The organism is Paenibacillus sp. MAH-35 (assembly GCF_058135425.1).
Genome location: NZ_JBYUPU010000004.1, coordinates 279,086 through 298,092 on the forward strand (window position 1 = coordinate 279,086; position 19,007 = coordinate 298,092).

Below are 19,007 nucleotides of genomic sequence, written 5' to 3' on the forward strand. Positions count from 1 at the left end.
TTTTAATCGGCTTGGAAGCGATTGCAGAAAGGGGTTTCAAATTCGGCTTTACAACGCACTGCACATTCACACTCGACATTACGGGAGGTCAACAGACATTGAAAAAACAACTTAGACAACTAGCGGCTATATCGATCGCGTCCGCACTTGTGCTGAGCGCTTGCGGCAAAACGGATAACAAACCGGCAGCCGATCCGGGTGCGACACCAGGGGGCGAGCAGAAGAAAGAAAAGCTTTCCTTGTACTGGATGACGGCAGCGCTGACGAACAACTCCAACTTGCCGTCCGGGGACAAAGACTTTATTAAGAAAACGATCGAAGAGAAGTTTAACGTTGAGCTGAAGCTCGATTATATGGCCATGGGCGAAGAATTCTCCAACAAGCTGAACCTGCTCCTGGCCGGCGGCAACGCTCCCGATATGTTCCATGCGGACGGCGCCAAGTCGAATGGCTACATTATCGACGGTGCGGTTGCTGATCTGACCAAGTATGTGACGCCGGAGAAGATGCCGAACTATTTCAAGTGGGTGACACAGGAAGAATTAAAGCGCTATCAAGTTCAAAACGTATTCAAACGTGCGCCGGTACCGTTCCCTAAAGATTATTTCGGCGTCTACTATGTGCGGAAAGACTGGATCGATGCGCTCAACAAAAAAGATCCGAACCTGAAGCTGAAAGTGCCGACCAACTACGACGAGATGATCGCGGTAATGAAGGCGTTCACATTCAACGATCCGGACGGCAACGGCAAAAACGATACGTACGGGTTCTCCACGGCGGGCAGCGGAACGACAATTCCGAACGACCTCCCGGAATGGTTCAAAAACGGGATGACTCCGGGCTTCTTTATCGACAAGGATAGCAACTTCATCGACAGCGGAACGAACCTGAGAACCGCTAAAGTGATGGACGATATCCGCAAAACGCTTGATTTGAAAGTTATCGATCCGGACTGGTTCCTGAACAAACCGGGCGATGTGACGAACAAGGTGCAGCAAGGCAAAGTCGGTATTTTCTTCAGCGGCGTGCGCGATATTGCGTTCGACAATTCGAACAACAGCGTACAGAAGAAAACCCAGGAAATTACCGGGGTCAAAGACGCGAAGTTCGAAGCGTTCCATATCGCCGGCGACGTTCCGGTCTCGTATTCTCCGCTGCCAGGCGTTCCGTTTATGTTCAACGTGAAAACGTCCGAAGCGAAGATCCAACGTTCGATCGAAATTCTCGACTGGCTGGCAAGTCCGGAAGGCTGGCTGCTGGCTAACGTAGGGAAAGAAAACGTCCATTACAAAAAGAACGGCGGCAAAATCGAGCTGATTCCGGATGCGATCCAAAAAGACATTGTCGCCAACGGCAACTTCACGGAAATTTGGGGCGGGGTATTCTCTTACAACGTGAAAAACCCGGCCGCGATCGGCCTTGAGATCATCGATCCGCGTGAAACGGATCATGACCGGGCGATTCTGGAAGTGTTCAAGAAACTCAAATTCTACACGCTCGGAACGAACGTCGCACCTCCGACAGGTCTCGATATCGGCGCGTACCGCAAAGAAATGCGCGCACTGCAAGTGAAGCTGCTGTTCGAAGAGAAAGATTCGTCCAACTGGCCGAAATATCTCGACGAGCTGTTGAACAAATATAAAGCGAAGGCGATTTTCGATTCGTATGCCGAGCAAGTAACGGCGGCACTCGGCAAAAAGGTTACATTTAAATCCGACTGATGAGAATCGGTGGGCAAGCGAACGGCTGCGGGAAAAGTTTTCCCCGGCCGTTTTTGTTCGTTCTTCCGCCGTTTCCGTGGTACACAGCCCCATGCCCTACATACGACGGGCAGCTCTCGGCAGCTTATCCAGGTTCCCGAAACCGGTCCGGTTACTAACGCGTATTAGAAAAATTATGGAAAGAAACGTTGTGTACGGAAGAGGAAACGGATAAAGGAGCGTGATTGCCGATGACTAGTATCCGGGGCGGTATGGTTCATAAGTTTGAGGAAGGGATTCGAAAGTTCCGACTGAAGCCGTACTATGAGATTGTGGCGAAAATCAAAAAAATGAACGCAGCTTCGTGGTCGGACGACGAGCTGCTCGCACGTTCCCGCCGGATGGCTCGGGAGGCGGGAAGCGGGACGCCGCTGGATTATTTGCTCGCCGAAGCGTTCGCGGCCGTATGCGAAGCGTCCCGCAAGGCGCTTGGATTGACGCTGTATGATGTCCAGATCGTCGCCGGAATCGCTTTGTTCGAAGGTAAACTGATCGAGATGCAGACCGGCGAAGGCAAGACGCTGGCCGCCGTGCTCCCGGCTTACTTGAATGCATTAACGGGGAAGGGCGTGCACGTGTTGACCTTCAACGATTATTTGGCGAAGCGGGACGCCGAATGGATGGCTCCCGTGTACGGCTTACTTGGGATTACTGTGGATTATGTGACGGAGCACAAAGCCGCATCTGACCGAAAAGCCGCTTACTGCGCTGATGTAACCTACGTTACGGCCAAAGAAGCCGGATTTGATTATTTGCGCGATTCGATCCGTATGGATACGGCGGCTTTATGTCACCGGGAGTTTCATATAGCCATCGTCGACGAGGCGGATTCGATTTTGATCGACGAGGCGAGAATTCCGTTAGTGATCGCCGGGGAGTCGTCCAACTATCGTTCGGGAGCCGAACAGGTTGCGGCGATTGCCAAACAATTGGAATATGGAATCGACTACGAAGCCGATGAGCACAAGCGGAACGTGTTTTTGACCGAATCCGGGGCCGACCGTGCGGAAGCTCTTCTAAACTGCGGCAACTTATATGATCCGGACAACGCGGCGCTCCTGTCGCTGCTGCATAACGCGCTACATGCCGAGACGCTGCTGAAGAGGAATATTGATTACATCGTACGTGGCGGCAAGGTGGAACTGGTCGACGGGTTTACCGGACGGATAGCGGGCAACCGGCATTGGCCGGACGGCCTGCAAGCGGCTGTCGAAGCGAAGGAGGGGGTGGCGATAGGGCCCGGCGGGCGGCTGCTGGGAACGATTACGCTTCAGCATTATTTGAAGTTGTATTCGAAGCTCTGCGGAATGACCGCTACCGCCAAAACTTCGGCGGGTCTTTTTCGGGATACGTACGGCCTGGATGTTGTTGTGATACCACCAAACAAACCCGGCAGACGAATCGATCACCCCGATGTCATCTTCACTCATGCCGAGGCAAAATACAAAGCGCTGATCGCCGACTTGCACACCGTTCATCAAACCGGGCGCCCCATCCTTATCGGAACGGCTTCCATAGAACAGTCGGACAAGCTCGCTGGCGATCTGGCAAAGGCCGGGATAACCTGTTCCGTCTTAAACGCCAGAAACGACGAGATGGAAGCCGAACGGATCGCAAATGCCGGTAAGCTCGGAGCGGTAACCGTTTCCACGAACATGGCTGGCAGGGGCGTAGATATTCGGCTGGGCGGAGGAGACGAAGCGGAGGGTGCGGCTGTAGCCGCTCTCGGCGGATTGTATGTCGTCGGGACAGAGCTGCATGAGAGCGTCCGGATCGACAACCAACTGAGAGGACGGGCGGGAAGACAAGGCGACCCCGGATCGACCCGTTTTTACGTCAGCCTGGAGGACGATCTGTTGCAGCGGTTCAACCTTTATGACGCGCTTCCGGAATCATACAGGTCGTATCGGACTTCGGAGCCGATCGGAGATGCTGCCGTTCCCAAAACGATCGCCCATATCCGCCGGGTCATCGACGGGCAACATAATGAAATCCGCAAAACCCTCCATAAATATTCGGATATGCTGGAGCAGCAGCGCCGGATCGTCCACGATTGGCGGTATCGAGTATTGACCAGTCAAGAGGAGCTGCAATTGCTGTCGTCCATCGAGCCAATCTTGTACGGGACGGTCGTTCGCGAGGTCGGTCATGCTGCGGCGCGACAGGCGGAGAAACAGCTGACTTTGCATCATATCGATTTGTGCTGGTCCGATTTTCTCGAGTACGTTGCTTCTGTCAAAGAAGGCATCCATCTGGCCAGCATCGGGAAGATGAATCCGCTTGACGAGTACCATAAGATGATCATCCCGGTTTTTGACTCGCTAAAGGATAAGATCACCGACGACATAACGGCAAGCTTCCGAAAGCTGTGGAAGTCGGTTATCGCGGGTGGCCTTCCCATCGGCGAAGAAGGGATCAACCGCCCTTCGGCGACTTGGACGTATACGGTGAACGACCAGTTTTTCCAAAACCGTTCGTCGCTGCTGTAATTGGCAGAATCGAATGTCCGGTTCCAATTGCTTCTTTGGATCCTTACTTTGCCGGTTCGATTATGTCCGGCAAAAAATGTCCAGCCGGTCTCCTCTATTGGCATGCAGCAATACACCCGGCCTTGTAACATAGAATTCGAGATTCGGGTAATGAGAAAGGATGATCGGGATGATCGTGGAAGTCGGATGCGCCAAAGTGGATATTACGCCGGAGATGCCGGTTCCCCTCGCCGGTTTTGCCGTCAGAGGCAATGCGCCGTATGAAGGGATTCGAAGCCGGATTTATTTAAGAGCGGTTTATATGCGCCAGCCCGGGGAAGGCGGAGCTGTCCGCACGGCGCTTCTCGTATCGGCGGATTTGCTGTGGTGGGGTTCGGACCGGGTTCCCGGCTTGTTAGCAAAGCTTAAGGAAAGGTGGGGACTCGAGAAGGAAACGGTCGTGCTGCACGGCACGCACAGCCATTCCGGCCCTCAGACCGGCTTCGGATTTCACCGCCTGCTCGGTGCGGCGGACGCCGGATATGTCGGGTATTTGGAGGATAAGCTGATGGAGGCGGTCGAAGCGGCTGCGGCGAACGTTGAACCGGTTACGATCGAGCGCGGAGCGGGCGAGTGCCGGATCGGCGTACAGCGGCGCCGTTATGCGGACGGCCAGGCGTTCGGCGGGGAATACCCGGACGGGCTGATGGACCCGGAGCTTTCCGTTATCCGTTTCCGGACACAGGCTGGCACGGATAAAGCCATAATCGTTCATTACGCCTGCCATCCGGTCACGGCGCATCAGAACTACGTATCTTCCGAGTTCACAGGGACGGCGGCGGAGGAGATGGAGAGACGTCTTGGGGACGGAGCGTTATGTCTCTACCTGCAGGGAACTTGCGGGGATATCAATATATTCAAGTCAAGCGCTCCGGCGGCAATGACGGACGACTACGACCAGATCCGGTATTTCGGGATGAAGTTTGCGGACGCTGCAAGCGCGGTTCTGAACAGTCGGATGAGCAGGGTGAAGCCGGTTCTCCTGCAGGGATGTTCCTACAGCGTACCCTTACCGCTGAAGCCGCTCGAGTCCAAGGAGGAGCTGGAGGCGATTGCCGGGAAGCGGCAGCCGCCATACGACGAATGGGCGGTTGAGATGCTGAGCCGGGGGGATACTAGGGCGACAGAACTCGTATTGGAAATGAACCGGCTCTACATTGCGGACGGATTCGCCATCCTCACGATGAATGCGGAAGTGGTCGTCGAGTACGGGTTGTATATTAAGGAAATATCGTCCGGCAGCGTATGGCCCGTCCCTTATTCGAACGGCATGATCGGGTATGTGCCGACGAGGGAACAGATCCGGTGCGGCGGATACGAGCCGTTGCTGTCGACTTATTATTTTTATATGCCCGGAAGGTTTGAGGAAAGCATTGAGGACACGCTGCGCGGCAAGCTTGACGAGATAGTCGGAGGCTGAAACGCATCGGCGTATTTTATTGGGTAATCGATTCGGTCCGGTTCGGTTCGGGAGCTTATCTTTCGAATGTTTTGCTTGACAGGTTCACAAACGGATGGTAAATTCTATATCATAGTAAACATATAGGAATTAAAAGAATTATAACAAATATACAATAAAGCGGTAGACGAAGCGCAGTAGGGAACACCGCCAGAAGGAGACGATTTGCGATGGAACGGGCGATTACGATTCAATACGGTTCGATTGAGCTGAAGGCGACTTTGCACTACCCGGCTGCGGCCGGCGAGTCCAAGTGCAGCGAGGGCGGACAACGTCCGCTCATCGTCATCTGCCACGGCTTTATCGGCAGCAGAATCGGAGTCGACCGCCTGTTCGTGGGCGCTTCGCGCAAGTTCGCGGAGGCCGGCTATATGGTGCTCCGGTTCGATTATGCGGGATGCGGCGAAAGCACGGGCGAATACGGGGAGAACGGACTCGATTCGATGATCGATCAAACCCGCATCGTCCTCGATTATGCGCTGGGCATCGATTATGTCGACGCGAACCGGGTCATTCTGCTCGGCCACAGTCTGGGAGGAGCGGCCGCCTTGCTTACGGCCGCTCTGGACCGGCGCGTCAAGACGCTGGTGATGTGGTCGGCAGTCGCTCATCCTTTCAACGATATACTGCGGATCGTCGGGCAGCAGTCGTATGACGACGCGGTCCGGTACGGATCGTCCGATCATATGGGCTACACGCTTCGTCCCGCCTTTTTCGAATCGTTGTCCGCCCAGCAGCCGTTCGCCCAAATCCGCAAATTTACCGGAGACGTCTTCCTGGCCCATGGTACATCCGACCAGACCATTCCGGCCGACTATTGCTCGTTATACCAGAAGCTGTTCTGGATGCGTTCGTACGGGCAATGCGATATGGAGCTGATCTTTCAGGCCGATCACACGTATTCGACCGGGGAAAGCAAGCGGGAGCTGTACGACAAGACGCTGCACTGGCTCACGTATAACGAAAAGCGGAAGCGGGAATGGCATAACTGGGAAATATGACGTACGGATACGGGTAATAAGCGTTCGTCCACTCGGTTAGCGGCGCTGGCGGTTCAGGGGTATTGAATGTACATTTCCCGGTAGGACGGAGTCAACCGTTTGCGCAGCCGGATCTGCACGATGCCGTTGTCGTAGGAAGCCTGCCCGGATTTTAACCCTACCATCGCAGGCAGTCGTACGATCTGCTTGTTGCCCATCGGGCCTTCGATTTTTAAATATTGTCCGTTCACGAACAATTGCAGCTTGCGGGCATCTACGTAGTCCGGTATCCGAATCCGGACTTTTACGTATTTCCCCGTTTCGGTTATTTCGGGCCTCAGCAGGCCGGAGGATTGGGTTCGCGCCTCGGGCGGAACGGCCGCCTCCGGTTTTTTCGGATCGGGAACCGCCAGATCCACAACCCCCCGCACGAACCGTCCGATCCGGGAAGCCGTTTCCGTACCCATTCCCGGTATCGCGTTCGGGAACAAATCGTCGAACAGCCTCTCGAACTTCCTCCAGTCAAAGTCTTGGTCCCCGCTGCGGGACGGTCCTCGCCATTCTTTTTCCTTGTTCAAGCGTCCTCGCTCCTTTCTGATCTACACCCTTATATGTATAAATATGTGCATCCGCCCTAAGGAGTTCTTCGGTCCCGCTGTGAAAACGTCATCAAATATAATGTGACGTCATATATATTAGAGGTCATTCGGAATATGCAGATTCCGGACTGCCAGTTCCGGCTTCCCGTTCGACAAAATTAGACGAATGCGTCTTGTTTCCTAGGTTTTTCACCGCTTTTTCGACCCGATGCCAAAGAACGCCTGCGAAACATTTTTGGATTTTGCGCAAATATATATTGTGTCATAAATAATTTTATGGTATGTATTATATGAGGAATTCGCAAGTGGCATTTTAATAATGACAAACTATTCGAATATGGAGGCGATCCGGCATGAAACCGATCGGTCAAAGCGTTAAGTTAGGTCTTATCGTATGTCAGCATTGCGGCCGTTGGATTGACGAAGTGGAAACCGAAAAGGTGACGGTGCTTTACGGCTGCTGCCGCGAGGATTCTTGCCGGAACGGAAAGCGACAGGGGGATATCGAACATGATTAACGGAAACGGACTGGTACAATCGTTCGAGCAAGGACATGCGGGAATGAAGATGGAGCTGGGCGGCAAAGGAGCGAACTTGGCCGAGATGACCCGGGCCGGGCTTCCGGTGCCTCCCGGATTTACGATAACGACTCAAGCTTGCCGCGACTATTATGCTTCCGGCGAACAGCTGCCGGCCGGGCTGATGGACGAAGTGAACGTTGCCCTGCGCGAGCTGGAGAAGAAGCAGAATAAACAGTTCGGCGACGCTGCACGTCCGCTGCTCGTCTCGGTTCGATCCGGTTCCGTGTCGTCCATGCCGGGCATGATGGATACGATCCTTAATGTCGGTCTAAACGACGTTACGGTACGCGGAGTGGCGGAAGCGACACAAAATCCGCGCTTCGCGTACGATTGCTACCGCAGGCTAATCCAGATGTTCGGCAACGTGGTATTCGGCATCGAGCCGATCCGTTTCGAGAAGCTGCTGCATGAGACGAAAACGAGCTGCGGCGTGGAGCATGACCGGGACGTCAGCGCCGAAGGCTGGAAACAGCTGGTGGACCGCTATAAGGAGCTGATCGCTTCCAAAAGCGGCAAGCCGTTCCCGCAATCGGCCGACGAGCAGCTGCAGCTGGCTGTGGAAGCGGTATTCCGCTCGTGGAACAACTCCCGCGCACGCGTCTACCGCAAAGTGAACCGGATTCCCGACGAGCAGGGAACGGCGGTTAACATTCAGGCGATGGTATTCGGCAACAAAGGGGACGATTGCGGAACCGGCGTCGTTTTTACCCGCGATCCTTCTACGGGAGAGAAGCAGCTGTACGGCGAATACTTGACGAACGCGCAGGGCGAAGACGTCGTCGCGGGCGTCCGTACGCCGCTGCCGATCGCCGAATTGGAGCGGGATATGCCGGATGTATTCGCCAGTCTGAAGCATACTGCGGAGCGGCTGGAGCGGCATTACCGCGATATGCAGGACATCGAGTTTACGGTTGAGCACGGCACGTTGTACCTGCTGCAGACGCGCACGGGCAAACGTTCCGCGCAGGCGGCGATGAAGATCGGCGTCGATCTGGTCGACGAGGGGATCTTGACTAAGGAAGAAGCGATAGACCGGATCGAGATCGGACATCTCGACCAGCTGCTTCATCCGGCAATACCGGCCGATGCCGTGCTCGACGTATTGGCCGTAGGGCTTCCGGCTTCGCCAGGCGCGGCGACGGGGGAAGCGGTATTCGATGCGGATACGGCGGAGGAGAAAGCCAAGGCCGGCCGACGGGTTATTCTGATCCGGTCAGAGACAACCCCGGAAGATATTCACGGGGTGCTGGCAGCCGAGGGGGTACTTACGAGCCGCGGCGGGATGACGAGTCATGCCGCCGTTGTCGCCCGCGGTATGGGCAAGCCTTGCGTATGCGGATGCGAGGAAGTCCGGATCGACGCGGATACGCGCGAGCTTCGCGCAGGAGAGACGATTATTCGCGAAGGCGATCCGATATCGATCGACGGCTCTACGGGACGCGTGATCCGCGGCGAGGTGCCGCTGCGGGCGGGAGAGATGTCAGCGGAGCTGTCCCGTCTGCTCGAATGGGCGGACGGCATCCGGACGCTTCGCGTCGCGGCGAATGCGGACAATCCTGCCGATGCGGCGAAAGCCCGCGAATTCGGTGCGGAAGGGATCGGCCTGTGCCGAACCGAGCATATGTTCCTGGCGCCGGAGCGGCTGCCGGCTGTCCGCGAGATGATTCTTGCGGAGACGAAGGAGGAACGGGAAGCGGCGCTTGTGAAGCTGCTGCCGATGCAGCAGGAAGACTTCGAGGGGATGTTCCGCGCGATGGACGGCTTGCCGGTTACGATCCGGCTGCTCGATCCGCCGCTGCACGAGTTTCTGCCGAACGCTGATGAGCTTCGGGCGCGCGCTGCGGAACTGACGGCCGACATCCGCAGCGGCGGCGATCCGTCCGGAGAGCTGCGCAGCCAGGCGGCGGAGCTGGAGACGATGCTTCGCAAGGTGAGGTCGCTGCACGAGGCGAACCCGATGCTCGGTCAGCGCGGCTGCCGGCTTGGCGTCTTGTTCCCGGAAATATACGATATGCAGACGGAAGCGGTGTTCCGCGCCGCTGCGGTATGTATCCGGGAAGGCGTGCACGTATGGCCCGAAGTGATGGTTCCGCTTGTCGGCCATGTGAACGAGCTCCGGTTTTTGCGGGGGCGTATCGAACATACGGCGGAAAACGTACTGGGCGAGCTGTTAAGCCGCTGCCCGTACAAGGTAGGCACGATGATCGAAGTGCCCCGGGCCGCTCTGACCGCCGCGCAAATCGCCGAGTGCGCCGATTTCTTCTCGTTCGGCACGAACGATTTGACGCAGATGACGTACGGCTGCAGCCGGGACGACGCTGAAGGCAAGTTTTTGACCCACTATGTCGATCATAAGCTGCTCCCGGCCAACCCGTTCCAGACGCTCGATCGCGACGGCGTCGGTCAGTTGATCGAATGGGCGCTGGAACAAGGGAAAGCGGTACGCGGCGATTTGAAGACAGGCGTATGCGGAGAACATGGCGGCGATCCGGAGTCGATCTTTTTCTGCCATCAGGCCGGGCTCGATTATGTGAGCTGCTCGCCTTACCGGATTCCGCTCGCCCGCATCGCCGCCGCTCAGGCGCGGCTCGCTCTAGGGCCGGTGGAGCGGCAGCCGGCGGCCGCGCGCGTAGCGGTTGCGGCGGGCAGATAAGAACGGAATGCTCGCCTTGATACGGGGGAGCTGCAAAAAGTTGCCGCACGACAGTGGCATTTGTCCCGATTCCAAGCTAACATAAGAGATAGGGATTTCGGATGAGCCGAAAGCTTGCGCTTTCGGCTTTCCGTTCGAAGGAGGGCTGTTATGCAATTATCTCAGCGCCAGATGGAGATTGTCCGGCTCGTGCGTCAGCACGCGCCGATTACCGGTGAGCAGATCGCCGAGATGCTCAAGCTGAGCCGGCCGACGATCCGTTCCGACCTGGCCCTTCTCGTCATGCTCGGGACGCTGGACGCGAAGCCGAAGGTCGGCTATTTCCCGGGACAAGCGTCCTCCCGCGAAGCGAGCGGAACGCCGGACGCCGCGGAGCTGAAAGTGAAGGACGTGCAGTCGCTGCCGGTCATCATCCGCGAATCGGCTACCGTGAACGATGCGGTCGTGACGTTATTTATGGAGAACGTGGGCTCTCTGATCGTGGCCGACGAATCGAGCGCGCTGCTCGGGGTAATCTCCAGAAAAGATTTGCTCAAAGTGACGCTTGGCAATCCGGGTGCTTCCACGATGCCGGTCAGTCTCGTGATGACGCGTCATCCGAACGTCGTGACCGCCTCACCCGAGGAGACGGTCATCGAAGCCGGGCGTAAAATGATCGATCATCAGGTGGACAGCCTGCCTGTCGTCGTCCGCCATCCGGACGATGCCGGCAAATGGGAAGTAATCGGCCGCATCACGAAGACGACGATGACCAAGCTGCTGATCGGCTGGACCGGTACGGTGGAAACGTAACAGATAGGAGGAGCAGAGATGACCGGAGAACGCCAACAGGTCATATACATTTGCTCGGATGCGGTTGGTGAGACGGCGGAAGCGGTAGTGAGAGCGACGATTCGCCAGTTTGACGCGCACCAGGTAAAGATCAAGCGGGTAGGGCATATCCGCAACGAAGACGAGATTCGTCTGCTGATGGAGGAGGCGGCGGGCAGCGGCGGTTTCGTCGCCTTCACGCTCGTCCAGCCGGAGCTGCGCGAGATGATGAAGGAAGAATCGATCCGGCTCGGTGTGCGGGCCGTCGATATTATGGGACCGATGATGCAGGCGTTTATCGATACGTTCAACGATTCGCCGAAGCGGAAGCCGGGTCTGCTGCATGAGATGGACGACGCTTATTTCCGCCGGGTCGAAGCGATCGAGTTTGCCGTGAAGTGCGACGACGGCCGGGATTCGAACATGCTGCTGCAGGCGAATATCGTGCTGATCGGGGTGTCCAGAACGTCCAAGACGCCGCTCAGTATCTTTTTGGCTCATAAAGGCTATAAGGTGGGCAATTTCCCGCTCGTGCCGGAAGTGAAGCCGCCTCAGCAGCTGTTGCAGCTGCCCGGCAACCGGGTGGTCGGACTCACGATGGACGCCGAGCAGCTGCTCAAGATCCGCACCGAGCGGCTGCGCGCCGTCGGACTTCCGTACGGAGCCAAATACGCAACGCTGCAGCGCATATCGGAAGAACTCGAATACGCTCACGATATTATGAAACGGATCGGCTGCCCGATCATCGACGTCACGGATAAGGCGATCGAAGAGACGGCCGGAGTTATACTCGGTTACTTGTAATAACGGCGAAAATAAAGGTTGTCTATCCCGCCCCTCTCCTTTATCCTAGAAAAGGGTAAAAGTGCGAGTTCAAAAAGTCCGGTTTTCAGCACCGAGAAGATGGGATGAAGCAAGGAAATGAGGAGCGGAGCTAGCGAAAGCTACGCGAGCACCGGAAGTTCCGGCTGAGTTCCATATTCGATGTCGAGTACGCTTCCAGATCGGCTTCGTGATCAAAATCGGACTTTTTGAACAACCTCTAAAAGACAATCGGATAAAGTGAGGGATTTTTCGAGATGAGCAAGCTGAAAGTGGGCGTTATCGGCGCCGGATCGATCTCCGAACTGCATATGGGTTCTTACAAAAACAACCCGGACGTCGTGATGCACGCCGTATGTGATCTGAATGAGCAGCGGGCAAGAGCGTTGGCTGACAAATACGGGTTCGCCCGGGTCTACACGAATATTGCGGAGATGATGGCCGACACCGAGCTGGAAGCGGTCAGCATCTGTACCTGGAACAATACGCATGCCGATTTGGCCGTTGCGGCGCTGAATGCAGGCAAGCATGTGCTGGTGGAGAAACCGCTCAGCACGACGGTGGAGGAGGCTTTGCGCGTCCAGGAGGCGGTACGCCGTACGGGCAAGCAGGTTCAGGTCGGCTATGTCCGCCGCCATGGGGCCAATACGCAAATGCTGAAGCAGTTTATCGACAACGGCGACTTCGGCGAGATTTATTATGCGAAGGCGTCGTGCATCCGCCGTCTCGGCAATCCGGGCGGCTGGTTCGCGGACAAGTCCCGCTCCGGCGGCGGTCCGCTGATCGATCTCGGCGTGCATATGATCGACCTGTGCTGGTACTTGATGGGCCGTCCGAAAGTGAAGTCGGTCAGCGGCAATACGTACTACAAGCTCGGCAACCGCGCCAACGTCCAAAATTTGAATTTCTACAAGGCGGCCGATTACGATGCCAGCAAAAATACGGTCGAGGATATGGCGAACGCGATCGTACGGTTTGAGAACGGCGCTTCGCTGATGGTTGACGTCAGCTTCTCGCTGCACGCGAAGGAAAACGAAGTGTCGGTTCGTCTGTTCGGCGAGAAAGGCGGAGCCGAAATCGAGCCGGAGATCACGATCGTAACCGAGAAATACGATACGATCCTGAATGTGACCCCTCAAGTCAACTCGCTCAAGCTGAACGTAACCGAAGCGTTCCAAAATCAAATCAATCATTTCGTCTCCTGCTGCCTGAACGGCACGACGCCGGACAGCTCCGTCGACGACGGGGTCGAGATGATGAAAATTTTGTGCGGGATTTACGAATCCGCGGAGCAGGGCAAAGAGATTTATTTCTGATCTTGCGGCTCTGTGTCCGCGAATGGCTTCATTATGGAAGAATGAATGTGAGAAACGCCCCGATCTTTTTGTGAGATGGGGGCGTTTTTGCGTATTGGTTTATGAGGAAAAGCGACTTTGAGCTTTGAAAATGACAGCGATGGCAGTCGCCAGAGGCTGGCAAAAGAGGCTCGGGTTCGTAAACCAGGACCAATTGCCGTACTGCCCATGAGCTTCGCGGGTCCGTCTGGCTTCAAGCGGTAGCGTGAGCCTTCTTGCGTTTTCCGATATCGCGTCCCCGGCCGAGCGGGATGCACATCGGCGTCCCGAACTCCGGGTCGGACACGATCCGGCATTCCATCTCGAACACGTGGCGGATCAGCTGTTCGTCGACGATCTCCTCCGGCTTGCCGCAGGCGTATACGGTCTTGTCTTTCACAGCCACGATATGATGCGCATAACGGCAGGCAAGATTAATATCGTGAAGCACCATGACGATCGTCCGGTTCTCCAGCTCGTTCAGCTCGAACAGCAGGTCGAGCACTTCAATCTGGTGGGTCAAATCGAGATACGTCGTCGGTTCGTCCAGCAGGATCGTCCTCGTCCCTTGGGCGAGCGTCATCGCGATCCACGCCCGCTGCCGCTGACCGCCTGACAGTGAATCCACCGCTCTTTCCGCCAGTTCCTCCGTACCTGTCGCCTTAAGCGCGCGCTTCACCATCCGCTCGTCTTCCTCGGACCATGTCTTCAGCCACGACTGATACGGATAGCGCCCTTGCTTCACGAGCTGGAGTACGGTCAACCCTTCCGGCGCCGAAGGTCCCTGCGGCAGTATCGACAGCTGCCGGGCCACTTCCTTGGTCGACATCGACGAGATATTCGCGCCGTCCAGCAGGACAGCTCCGGAATCCGGCTTTAAGAGCCGGGCCATCGAACGGAGCAGGGTCGATTTTCCAGAGCCGTTACCGCCGATGAGGACCGTAATTTGTCCTTTCGGAATCGTCAGGTCGAGATTTTCGATAATCGGCTGCTCGCCGTACGAGAGCGTTAACCGGTTCGTTTCGAGAGCTTTCATCGTATATCCTCCCGTTTGGTTGAGTGAGCAAGCTTAGTAACTGTTGCGAAATTCCCGCTTGGTGAATAGCTTGTCAGAGCCGGCAAGCATACGCTGCCAAATAGCAGGTACATGATTTCGCAGCCGTTTTTATGCGTTGCGGTTTTTGTACAACAGGTATAAGAAAAACGGCGCTCCGATCAAGGAGGTGAAGATGCCGACAGGCAAATCGAGTGGCGCAAATGCGGTTCGGCCGATCAGATCGGCGGCGGTCACGATGATCCCTCCGATCAAAGCGGACGCCGGCAGCAGTCCTCCGAACGAAGGGCCGACGAGCTTGCGCGCGATATGCGGCGCCAGCAGGGCGACGAAACCGATCGCTCCGCCGACGGCAACGGCCGCTCCGGCCGTTCCTACGCACAGGGCGAGCAGGAGCAGACGATCGCGTCCGACCCGACTGCCGACGCCGGAAGCCGTATCATCCCCAAGCTGCATCACATTCAGCGTTCGTCCCATCGCAAAGGCGAGCGGAAATAATACCGCGGACCAGATTAGCAGCGTCCAGACGTTGCCCCAGCCGGAGCCGTATACGGTACCGGTCAGCCAAGTGAGCGCTTTGCTCGACGAGTAAAACGGGCTTTTGACGATCAGCAGCGTCGTTAACGCCTTCATGCTTGCTTCGATCCCGATGCCTACCAGAACGAGCCGCATGGCGGATACGCCTTTTTTCCAGGCGAGGATATAGATGATCACAGTTGCCGCTACAGCCCCGAGCATAGCGGTGAAAGGCAAGTACACGATGCTGGCCGCTGGCAGCAGCGTAATGAACAGCACGGCCGCTGCCGACGCTCCGCCGGTAATGCCCATAATATCGGGGGACGCGAGCGGATTGCGGATCATTCCTTGCAGGATGGCTCCGGCTGCGGCAAGCAGCATGCCTACGAGCAGGGCGGTTAATATTCTTGGAAGCCGAAATTCGAGGACGACGGTCGCTTCCGCTTCATCGCCCATTCCGAGAAAAATTTGTACGACCGACCACGGGTGTATTTTAAGCGAGCCGATCGCCGAGCTGACAATAACGACGGCGAAGGCCAGCACAAGCAGAACAGTCGTAACGAGCAAAGCTCTCTTATCCAACAGCCCCGAAGCGCGGAGCTTTTTGCTGCGAAATGTGACGTATTTGCTCATCGCTTCGACCACCCCTTACGCGCCGCATAGACGAAAAACGGCGTTCCGACCAGAGCGGTCATGACACCGATCGGCATCTCGCCCGGCATGGCGATGAACCGTCCGGCGATATCGGCCGCGATCAGCAGAATCGCTCCGACAAAGGCGGAATAAGGAATGATCCAGCGAATATCGTTTCCTATTAAGGTCCGGCAAATATGAGGAGTCACGAGCCCGATGAAGGCGATCGGACCGGCTACGGCGACCGAGGCGGCGCACAAGGTCATAATGATCAGGCCGGCAGCGGCTTTTACAAGCAGCGTACGTTGTCCGAGCCCTTTGGCGACGTCGTCGCCGAGCAGCAGCGTATGCACGGGACCGGATACGATAATTGAACCGATCCAGGCGACGGCCATAAAAGGCAGCACGTCCAGCAGCAGCTCCAGCTTGCGGCCTTGAACGGACCCGGCGAGCCAGAACAGAACTTCTTCCATATTGCGTTTATCGATCAGGAGCAGCGCGTGGATCATCGACGAAGCCAGTGCGGTGACGGCGGCCCCGGCCAGCGTAACCTTAAGCGGGGACAAACCGTCCTTGCCCGCCGAGCCGAGGACGTATACGACGATTCCGCTTGCGACCGATCCGAGGAAAGCGATCCAGGTGTAGTCGCTTAACGAGCTGACGGAGAAAAAGGTAACGCCGCATACGATCGCCAGTCCCGCCCCCGAGTTGATGCCCATTAGGCCCAGGTCGGCCAGCGGATTTTTCGTCAGCGCCTGCAGCAGCGCCCCGGCTATCCCGAGACTCGCTCCTACGGCAGCGGCGATAAGCGCGCGCGGGACGCGATGCTCCTTGATGACGATATGTTCGTTGGAGCCGTTAAAATGAAAGTAAGCGTCGACAGCCGTCCGCCAGTTTGTGCTGATTACTCCGTATACGATGCTTGCGTACACTGCTAGAGCAAGCAAGACAAGAGCAACCGCAATCCCGAACAGCTTGCCGTTAACGCTTCTGATTAGCGATGACATAGATGGCCTCTTTCTAGTAGGAAAAACCGCATAAAGTCTACATCGTTCAGTGTAGGGGATACCGGGTGTTCTGTCAATGAATTTGATATTCATTCTCACCGGTTGGGGCAACTAAATTTCTCTGATTTCCGATAAAAAGGAAACATTTTTTAGTTGACAAGTCAAGGGCCGGAGTGTATCATAATTTTTTGTTAATGATAATCATTATCACTATGGGGTCGGTATTGTACATATCGATATATGTGGAGGGAAAAAGGTATGGTTCATCATAAAAAACGACTCGGCAGCCTCGTACTGACAGCTGTCATCGGCGCCGCTGTCGCACTCGCAGGTTGTTCGGATAAAAAAGCGCCGGACCCGGCGGGAACCGGCTCAGCAGCAAGCGGAGGAGCAGCGTCGGCCGGTTATACGGTCAAGCACGCGATGGGAGAAACTCCGATTCCGGCTACGCCGAAAAAAGTCGTCATCTTGACCAACGAAGGTACGGAAGCTTTGCTGGCGCTTGGCGTCAAACCTGTCGGAGCGGTGAAATCGTGGGTCGGCGAACCGTGGTACGATCATATCAAATCCGAGATGGAAGGCGTCAAAAACGTCGGCACCGAAAGCCAGCCGAATATCGAGGAGATCGCCGCTCTGAAACCGGATCTGATCATCGGCAACAAAATGCGGATCGAGAAAATATACGACCAGCTGAGCAAAATCGCTCCTACCGTTTATTCCACCGATCTGCGAGGCAGTTGGAAAAATAACTTCATGCTGTACGCCGAAGCGGTGAACAAAAAAGCCGAAGGCGAAAAAGTGATCGCCGACTTCGACAAGCGCGTCGAGGATTTGAAGAAAAAAGCGGGAGACAAGCTGAAGCAGCAAGTATCGCTCGTCCGCTTCATGCCGGCGACCGCCCGCATTTACTACAACGATACGTTTGCCGGAATTATCTTCAAGCAGATCGGCATTGCCCGTCCGGAGAAGCAAAATAAAGAAACGTTTGCGGACGATGTTACAAAAGAACGCATTCCGGACATGGAAGGCGACGTGCTGTTCTACTTCACTTATGAGACGGGAGACGGCAAAGCTTCCAAAATGGAAGAAGAATGGATCAAAGACCCGCTCTGGAACAACTTAAATGTCGTCAAAAACAAAAAGGCGTTTAAGGTGAGCGATACGATCTGGAATACGGCCGGTGGCGTCAAGGCGGCCAACCTGCTGCTTGACGACTTGTACAAATTTTACGAAGTGCAAAAATAAGGCTGGAAACGAAGGGCGGTTCCCGGTACGAATCCGGGGTGACCGTCCTTTGTGGTTTCGTTGACCGCCATCCGTTTTTCGGGCATTATTAGGTTACGAAGCAAGACCGGAGAGGAGACAGGGACATTGAGCGCGGATCAGAACCAACATCGGACGGAGAGCAGACGGCGTCTCGTGATGCGCAAATCGCTCCAGCTGCCGATCCGGTTTTACCGGAGATGGATATCGCCGCTGAAGCCTCCGACGTGCCGGTTTTACCCGTCCTGCTCCGCCTACGCGCTGGAAGCGATTGAGGTGCACGGACCGGCCAAAGGCAGCTGGCTGGCGGTCAAACGCATTTGCAAATGCCATCCGTTTCATCCCGGAGGAGTGGATCATGTGCCTCCGCGGGCGGACAGTGGAATAAAACGTTCCTGAAATTTCAGGGGCGCCAAGAAGGAGTCGGCCATCTTGCCGCTCCTTTTTTTGTTAGATCGGCGGAATGTTTAAGTTCTTCGCCGTACCAAAGGGAGCAAGGGGCAGCCCCTTTGTCGAGTCGGCATGTTCAGCAAGTGTCGCAGGTGCCGCATGTGCTGGAAGTGCTGGAAGTACTCATTGCGAATGGCCGCTCGACAATCTGCCCTGCTTATAGCTGGGTGGAACCGAATAAGAGTGGTTTGTACATCTTATTTTGTCCGAAAGTCCAAAAGCCGGAAGCACCCGAAGCAAGCGGCAGAACCGGTTTTACCATTTGGGCGGATCTGGAATTTTCGGGATAAAGAACAAAAACACCGTTCTAAAAAACAAAGAAATGGAAGGCGGGGCTCGTTATAATGGCTGTAATACCGCGTTATTCGATCATTCGTATAAGGGAGGATTGGAACATGACGGAAAATGGAAACGGAAGCGAGAGCCAAAACCAAAACCAAAACCAAAACCAAAACCAAAACCAAAACCAAAACCAAAACCAAAACCAAAACCAAAACCAAAACCAAAACCAAAACCAAAACCAAAACCAAAACCAAAACCAAAACCAAAACCAAAACC

The 19,007-nt window shown here is 55.7% G+C and carries 16 protein-coding genes; 11 read left to right on the forward strand and 5 right to left on the reverse strand.

The annotated features are described in order from the left end of the window. The first annotated feature begins 98 nt into the window (after positions 1 to 98). From AC3Y2E_RS06050 to AC3Y2E_RS06065, 4 genes are all read left to right on the forward strand, one after another. Positions 99 to 1,721, forward strand: a complete 1,623-nt coding sequence (locus tag AC3Y2E_RS06050; RefSeq protein WP_379208200.1) for a type 2 periplasmic-binding domain-containing protein — start codon at positions 99 to 101, stop codon at positions 1,719 to 1,721. Positions 1,722 to 1,951: 230 nt separating this feature from the next. Beyond that, the gene (gene secA2 / locus AC3Y2E_RS06055) at positions 1,952 to 4,249 is read left to right on the forward strand and encodes an accessory Sec system translocase SecA2 (protein WP_379208202.1); all 2,298 of its coding nucleotides are present in this window, start codon (positions 1,952 to 1,954) and stop codon (positions 4,247 to 4,249) included. 169 nt (positions 4,250 to 4,418) lie between these two features. Continuing rightward, complete coding sequence (locus AC3Y2E_RS06060) at positions 4,419 to 5,708, forward strand: neutral/alkaline non-lysosomal ceramidase N-terminal domain-containing protein (protein WP_379208205.1); 1,290 nt, start codon at positions 4,419 to 4,421, stop codon at positions 5,706 to 5,708. Between the two features lie 209 nt (positions 5,709 to 5,917). Beyond that, the gene (locus tag AC3Y2E_RS06065; RefSeq protein ID WP_379208207.1) at positions 5,918 to 6,748 is read left to right on the forward strand and encodes an alpha/beta hydrolase family protein; all 831 of its coding nucleotides are present in this window, start codon (positions 5,918 to 5,920) and stop codon (positions 6,746 to 6,748) included. Positions 6,749 to 6,801: 53 nt separating this feature from the next. Here the strand turns inward: AC3Y2E_RS06065 and AC3Y2E_RS06070 are convergent, their stop codons facing one another. After that, the gene (locus AC3Y2E_RS06070; protein WP_332075610.1) at positions 6,802 to 7,305 is read right to left on the reverse strand and encodes an Hsp20/alpha crystallin family protein; all 504 of its coding nucleotides are present in this window, start codon (positions 7,303 to 7,305) and stop codon (positions 6,802 to 6,804) included. Positions 7,306 to 7,679: 374 nt separating this feature from the next. Between AC3Y2E_RS06070 and AC3Y2E_RS06075 the strand changes: the two genes are divergently transcribed. The 5 genes from AC3Y2E_RS06075 to AC3Y2E_RS06095 all read left to right on the forward strand — a co-directional run bounded on the left by AC3Y2E_RS06075 (position 7,680) and on the right by AC3Y2E_RS06095 (position 13,508). Continuing rightward, on the forward strand, positions 7,680 to 7,844 hold the full coding sequence (locus tag AC3Y2E_RS06075; RefSeq protein ID WP_190930050.1) for a GapA-binding peptide SR1P: 165 nt from the start codon (positions 7,680 to 7,682) through the stop codon (positions 7,842 to 7,844). After that, complete coding sequence (ppdK, locus tag AC3Y2E_RS06080; RefSeq protein WP_379208210.1) at positions 7,837 to 10,560, forward strand: pyruvate, phosphate dikinase; 2,724 nt, start codon at positions 7,837 to 7,839, stop codon at positions 10,558 to 10,560. The genes AC3Y2E_RS06075 and ppdK overlap by 8 nt, the downstream gene beginning before the upstream one ends. Positions 10,561 to 10,710: 150 nt before the next feature. Beyond that, positions 10,711 to 11,352 carry a helix-turn-helix transcriptional regulator gene (locus tag AC3Y2E_RS06085; RefSeq protein WP_223836834.1) on the forward strand — a complete coding sequence of 214 codons (642 nt, stop codon included), beginning with the start codon at positions 10,711 to 10,713 and terminating at the stop codon, positions 11,350 to 11,352. Between the two features lie 18 nt (positions 11,353 to 11,370). Then, positions 11,371 to 12,174 carry a pyruvate, water dikinase regulatory protein gene (locus tag AC3Y2E_RS06090; RefSeq protein WP_332075612.1) on the forward strand — a complete coding sequence of 268 codons (804 nt, stop codon included), beginning with the start codon at positions 11,371 to 11,373 and terminating at the stop codon, positions 12,172 to 12,174. A gap of 275 nt (positions 12,175 to 12,449) precedes the next feature. After that, complete coding sequence (locus AC3Y2E_RS06095; RefSeq protein WP_190930053.1) at positions 12,450 to 13,508, forward strand: Gfo/Idh/MocA family protein; 1,059 nt, start codon at positions 12,450 to 12,452, stop codon at positions 13,506 to 13,508. 232 nt (positions 13,509 to 13,740) lie between these two features. Here the strand turns inward: AC3Y2E_RS06095 and AC3Y2E_RS06100 are convergent, their stop codons facing one another. The 3 genes from AC3Y2E_RS06100 to AC3Y2E_RS06110 form a co-directional block, all read right to left on the reverse strand. Beyond that, entirely contained in the window at positions 13,741 to 14,562 is an 822-nt protein-coding gene (locus AC3Y2E_RS06100; protein WP_379208214.1) for an ABC transporter ATP-binding protein, read from the reverse strand. A gap of 129 nt (positions 14,563 to 14,691) precedes the next feature. After that, positions 14,692 to 15,729 carry a FecCD family ABC transporter permease gene (locus AC3Y2E_RS06105; RefSeq protein WP_379208216.1) on the reverse strand — a complete coding sequence of 346 codons (1,038 nt, stop codon included), beginning with the start codon at positions 15,727 to 15,729 and terminating at the stop codon, positions 14,692 to 14,694. Further along, positions 15,726 to 16,736 (reverse strand): FecCD family ABC transporter permease, encoded by a 1,011-nt coding sequence (locus AC3Y2E_RS06110; RefSeq protein ID WP_379208219.1) that lies wholly within the window; start codon positions 16,734 to 16,736, stop codon positions 15,726 to 15,728. The genes AC3Y2E_RS06105 and AC3Y2E_RS06110 overlap by 4 nt, the downstream gene beginning before the upstream one ends. A gap of 258 nt (positions 16,737 to 16,994) precedes the next feature. On the opposite strand from AC3Y2E_RS06110, the gene AC3Y2E_RS06115 reads away from it, so the two are divergent. Further along, on the forward strand, positions 16,995 to 17,981 hold the full coding sequence (locus tag AC3Y2E_RS06115) for an ABC transporter substrate-binding protein (RefSeq protein WP_379208221.1): 987 nt from the start codon (positions 16,995 to 16,997) through the stop codon (positions 17,979 to 17,981). Between the two features lie 177 nt (positions 17,982 to 18,158). After that, complete coding sequence (gene yidD / locus AC3Y2E_RS06120; protein ID WP_190930104.1) at positions 18,159 to 18,398, forward strand: membrane protein insertion efficiency factor YidD; 240 nt, start codon at positions 18,159 to 18,161, stop codon at positions 18,396 to 18,398. 420 nt (positions 18,399 to 18,818) lie between these two features. On the opposite strand, the gene AC3Y2E_RS06125 is transcribed toward yidD, so the two are convergent. Further along, positions 18,819 to 19,007: hypothetical protein (locus AC3Y2E_RS06125; protein WP_379208223.1), on the reverse strand; the 189-nt coding region annotated here is incomplete at its 5' end.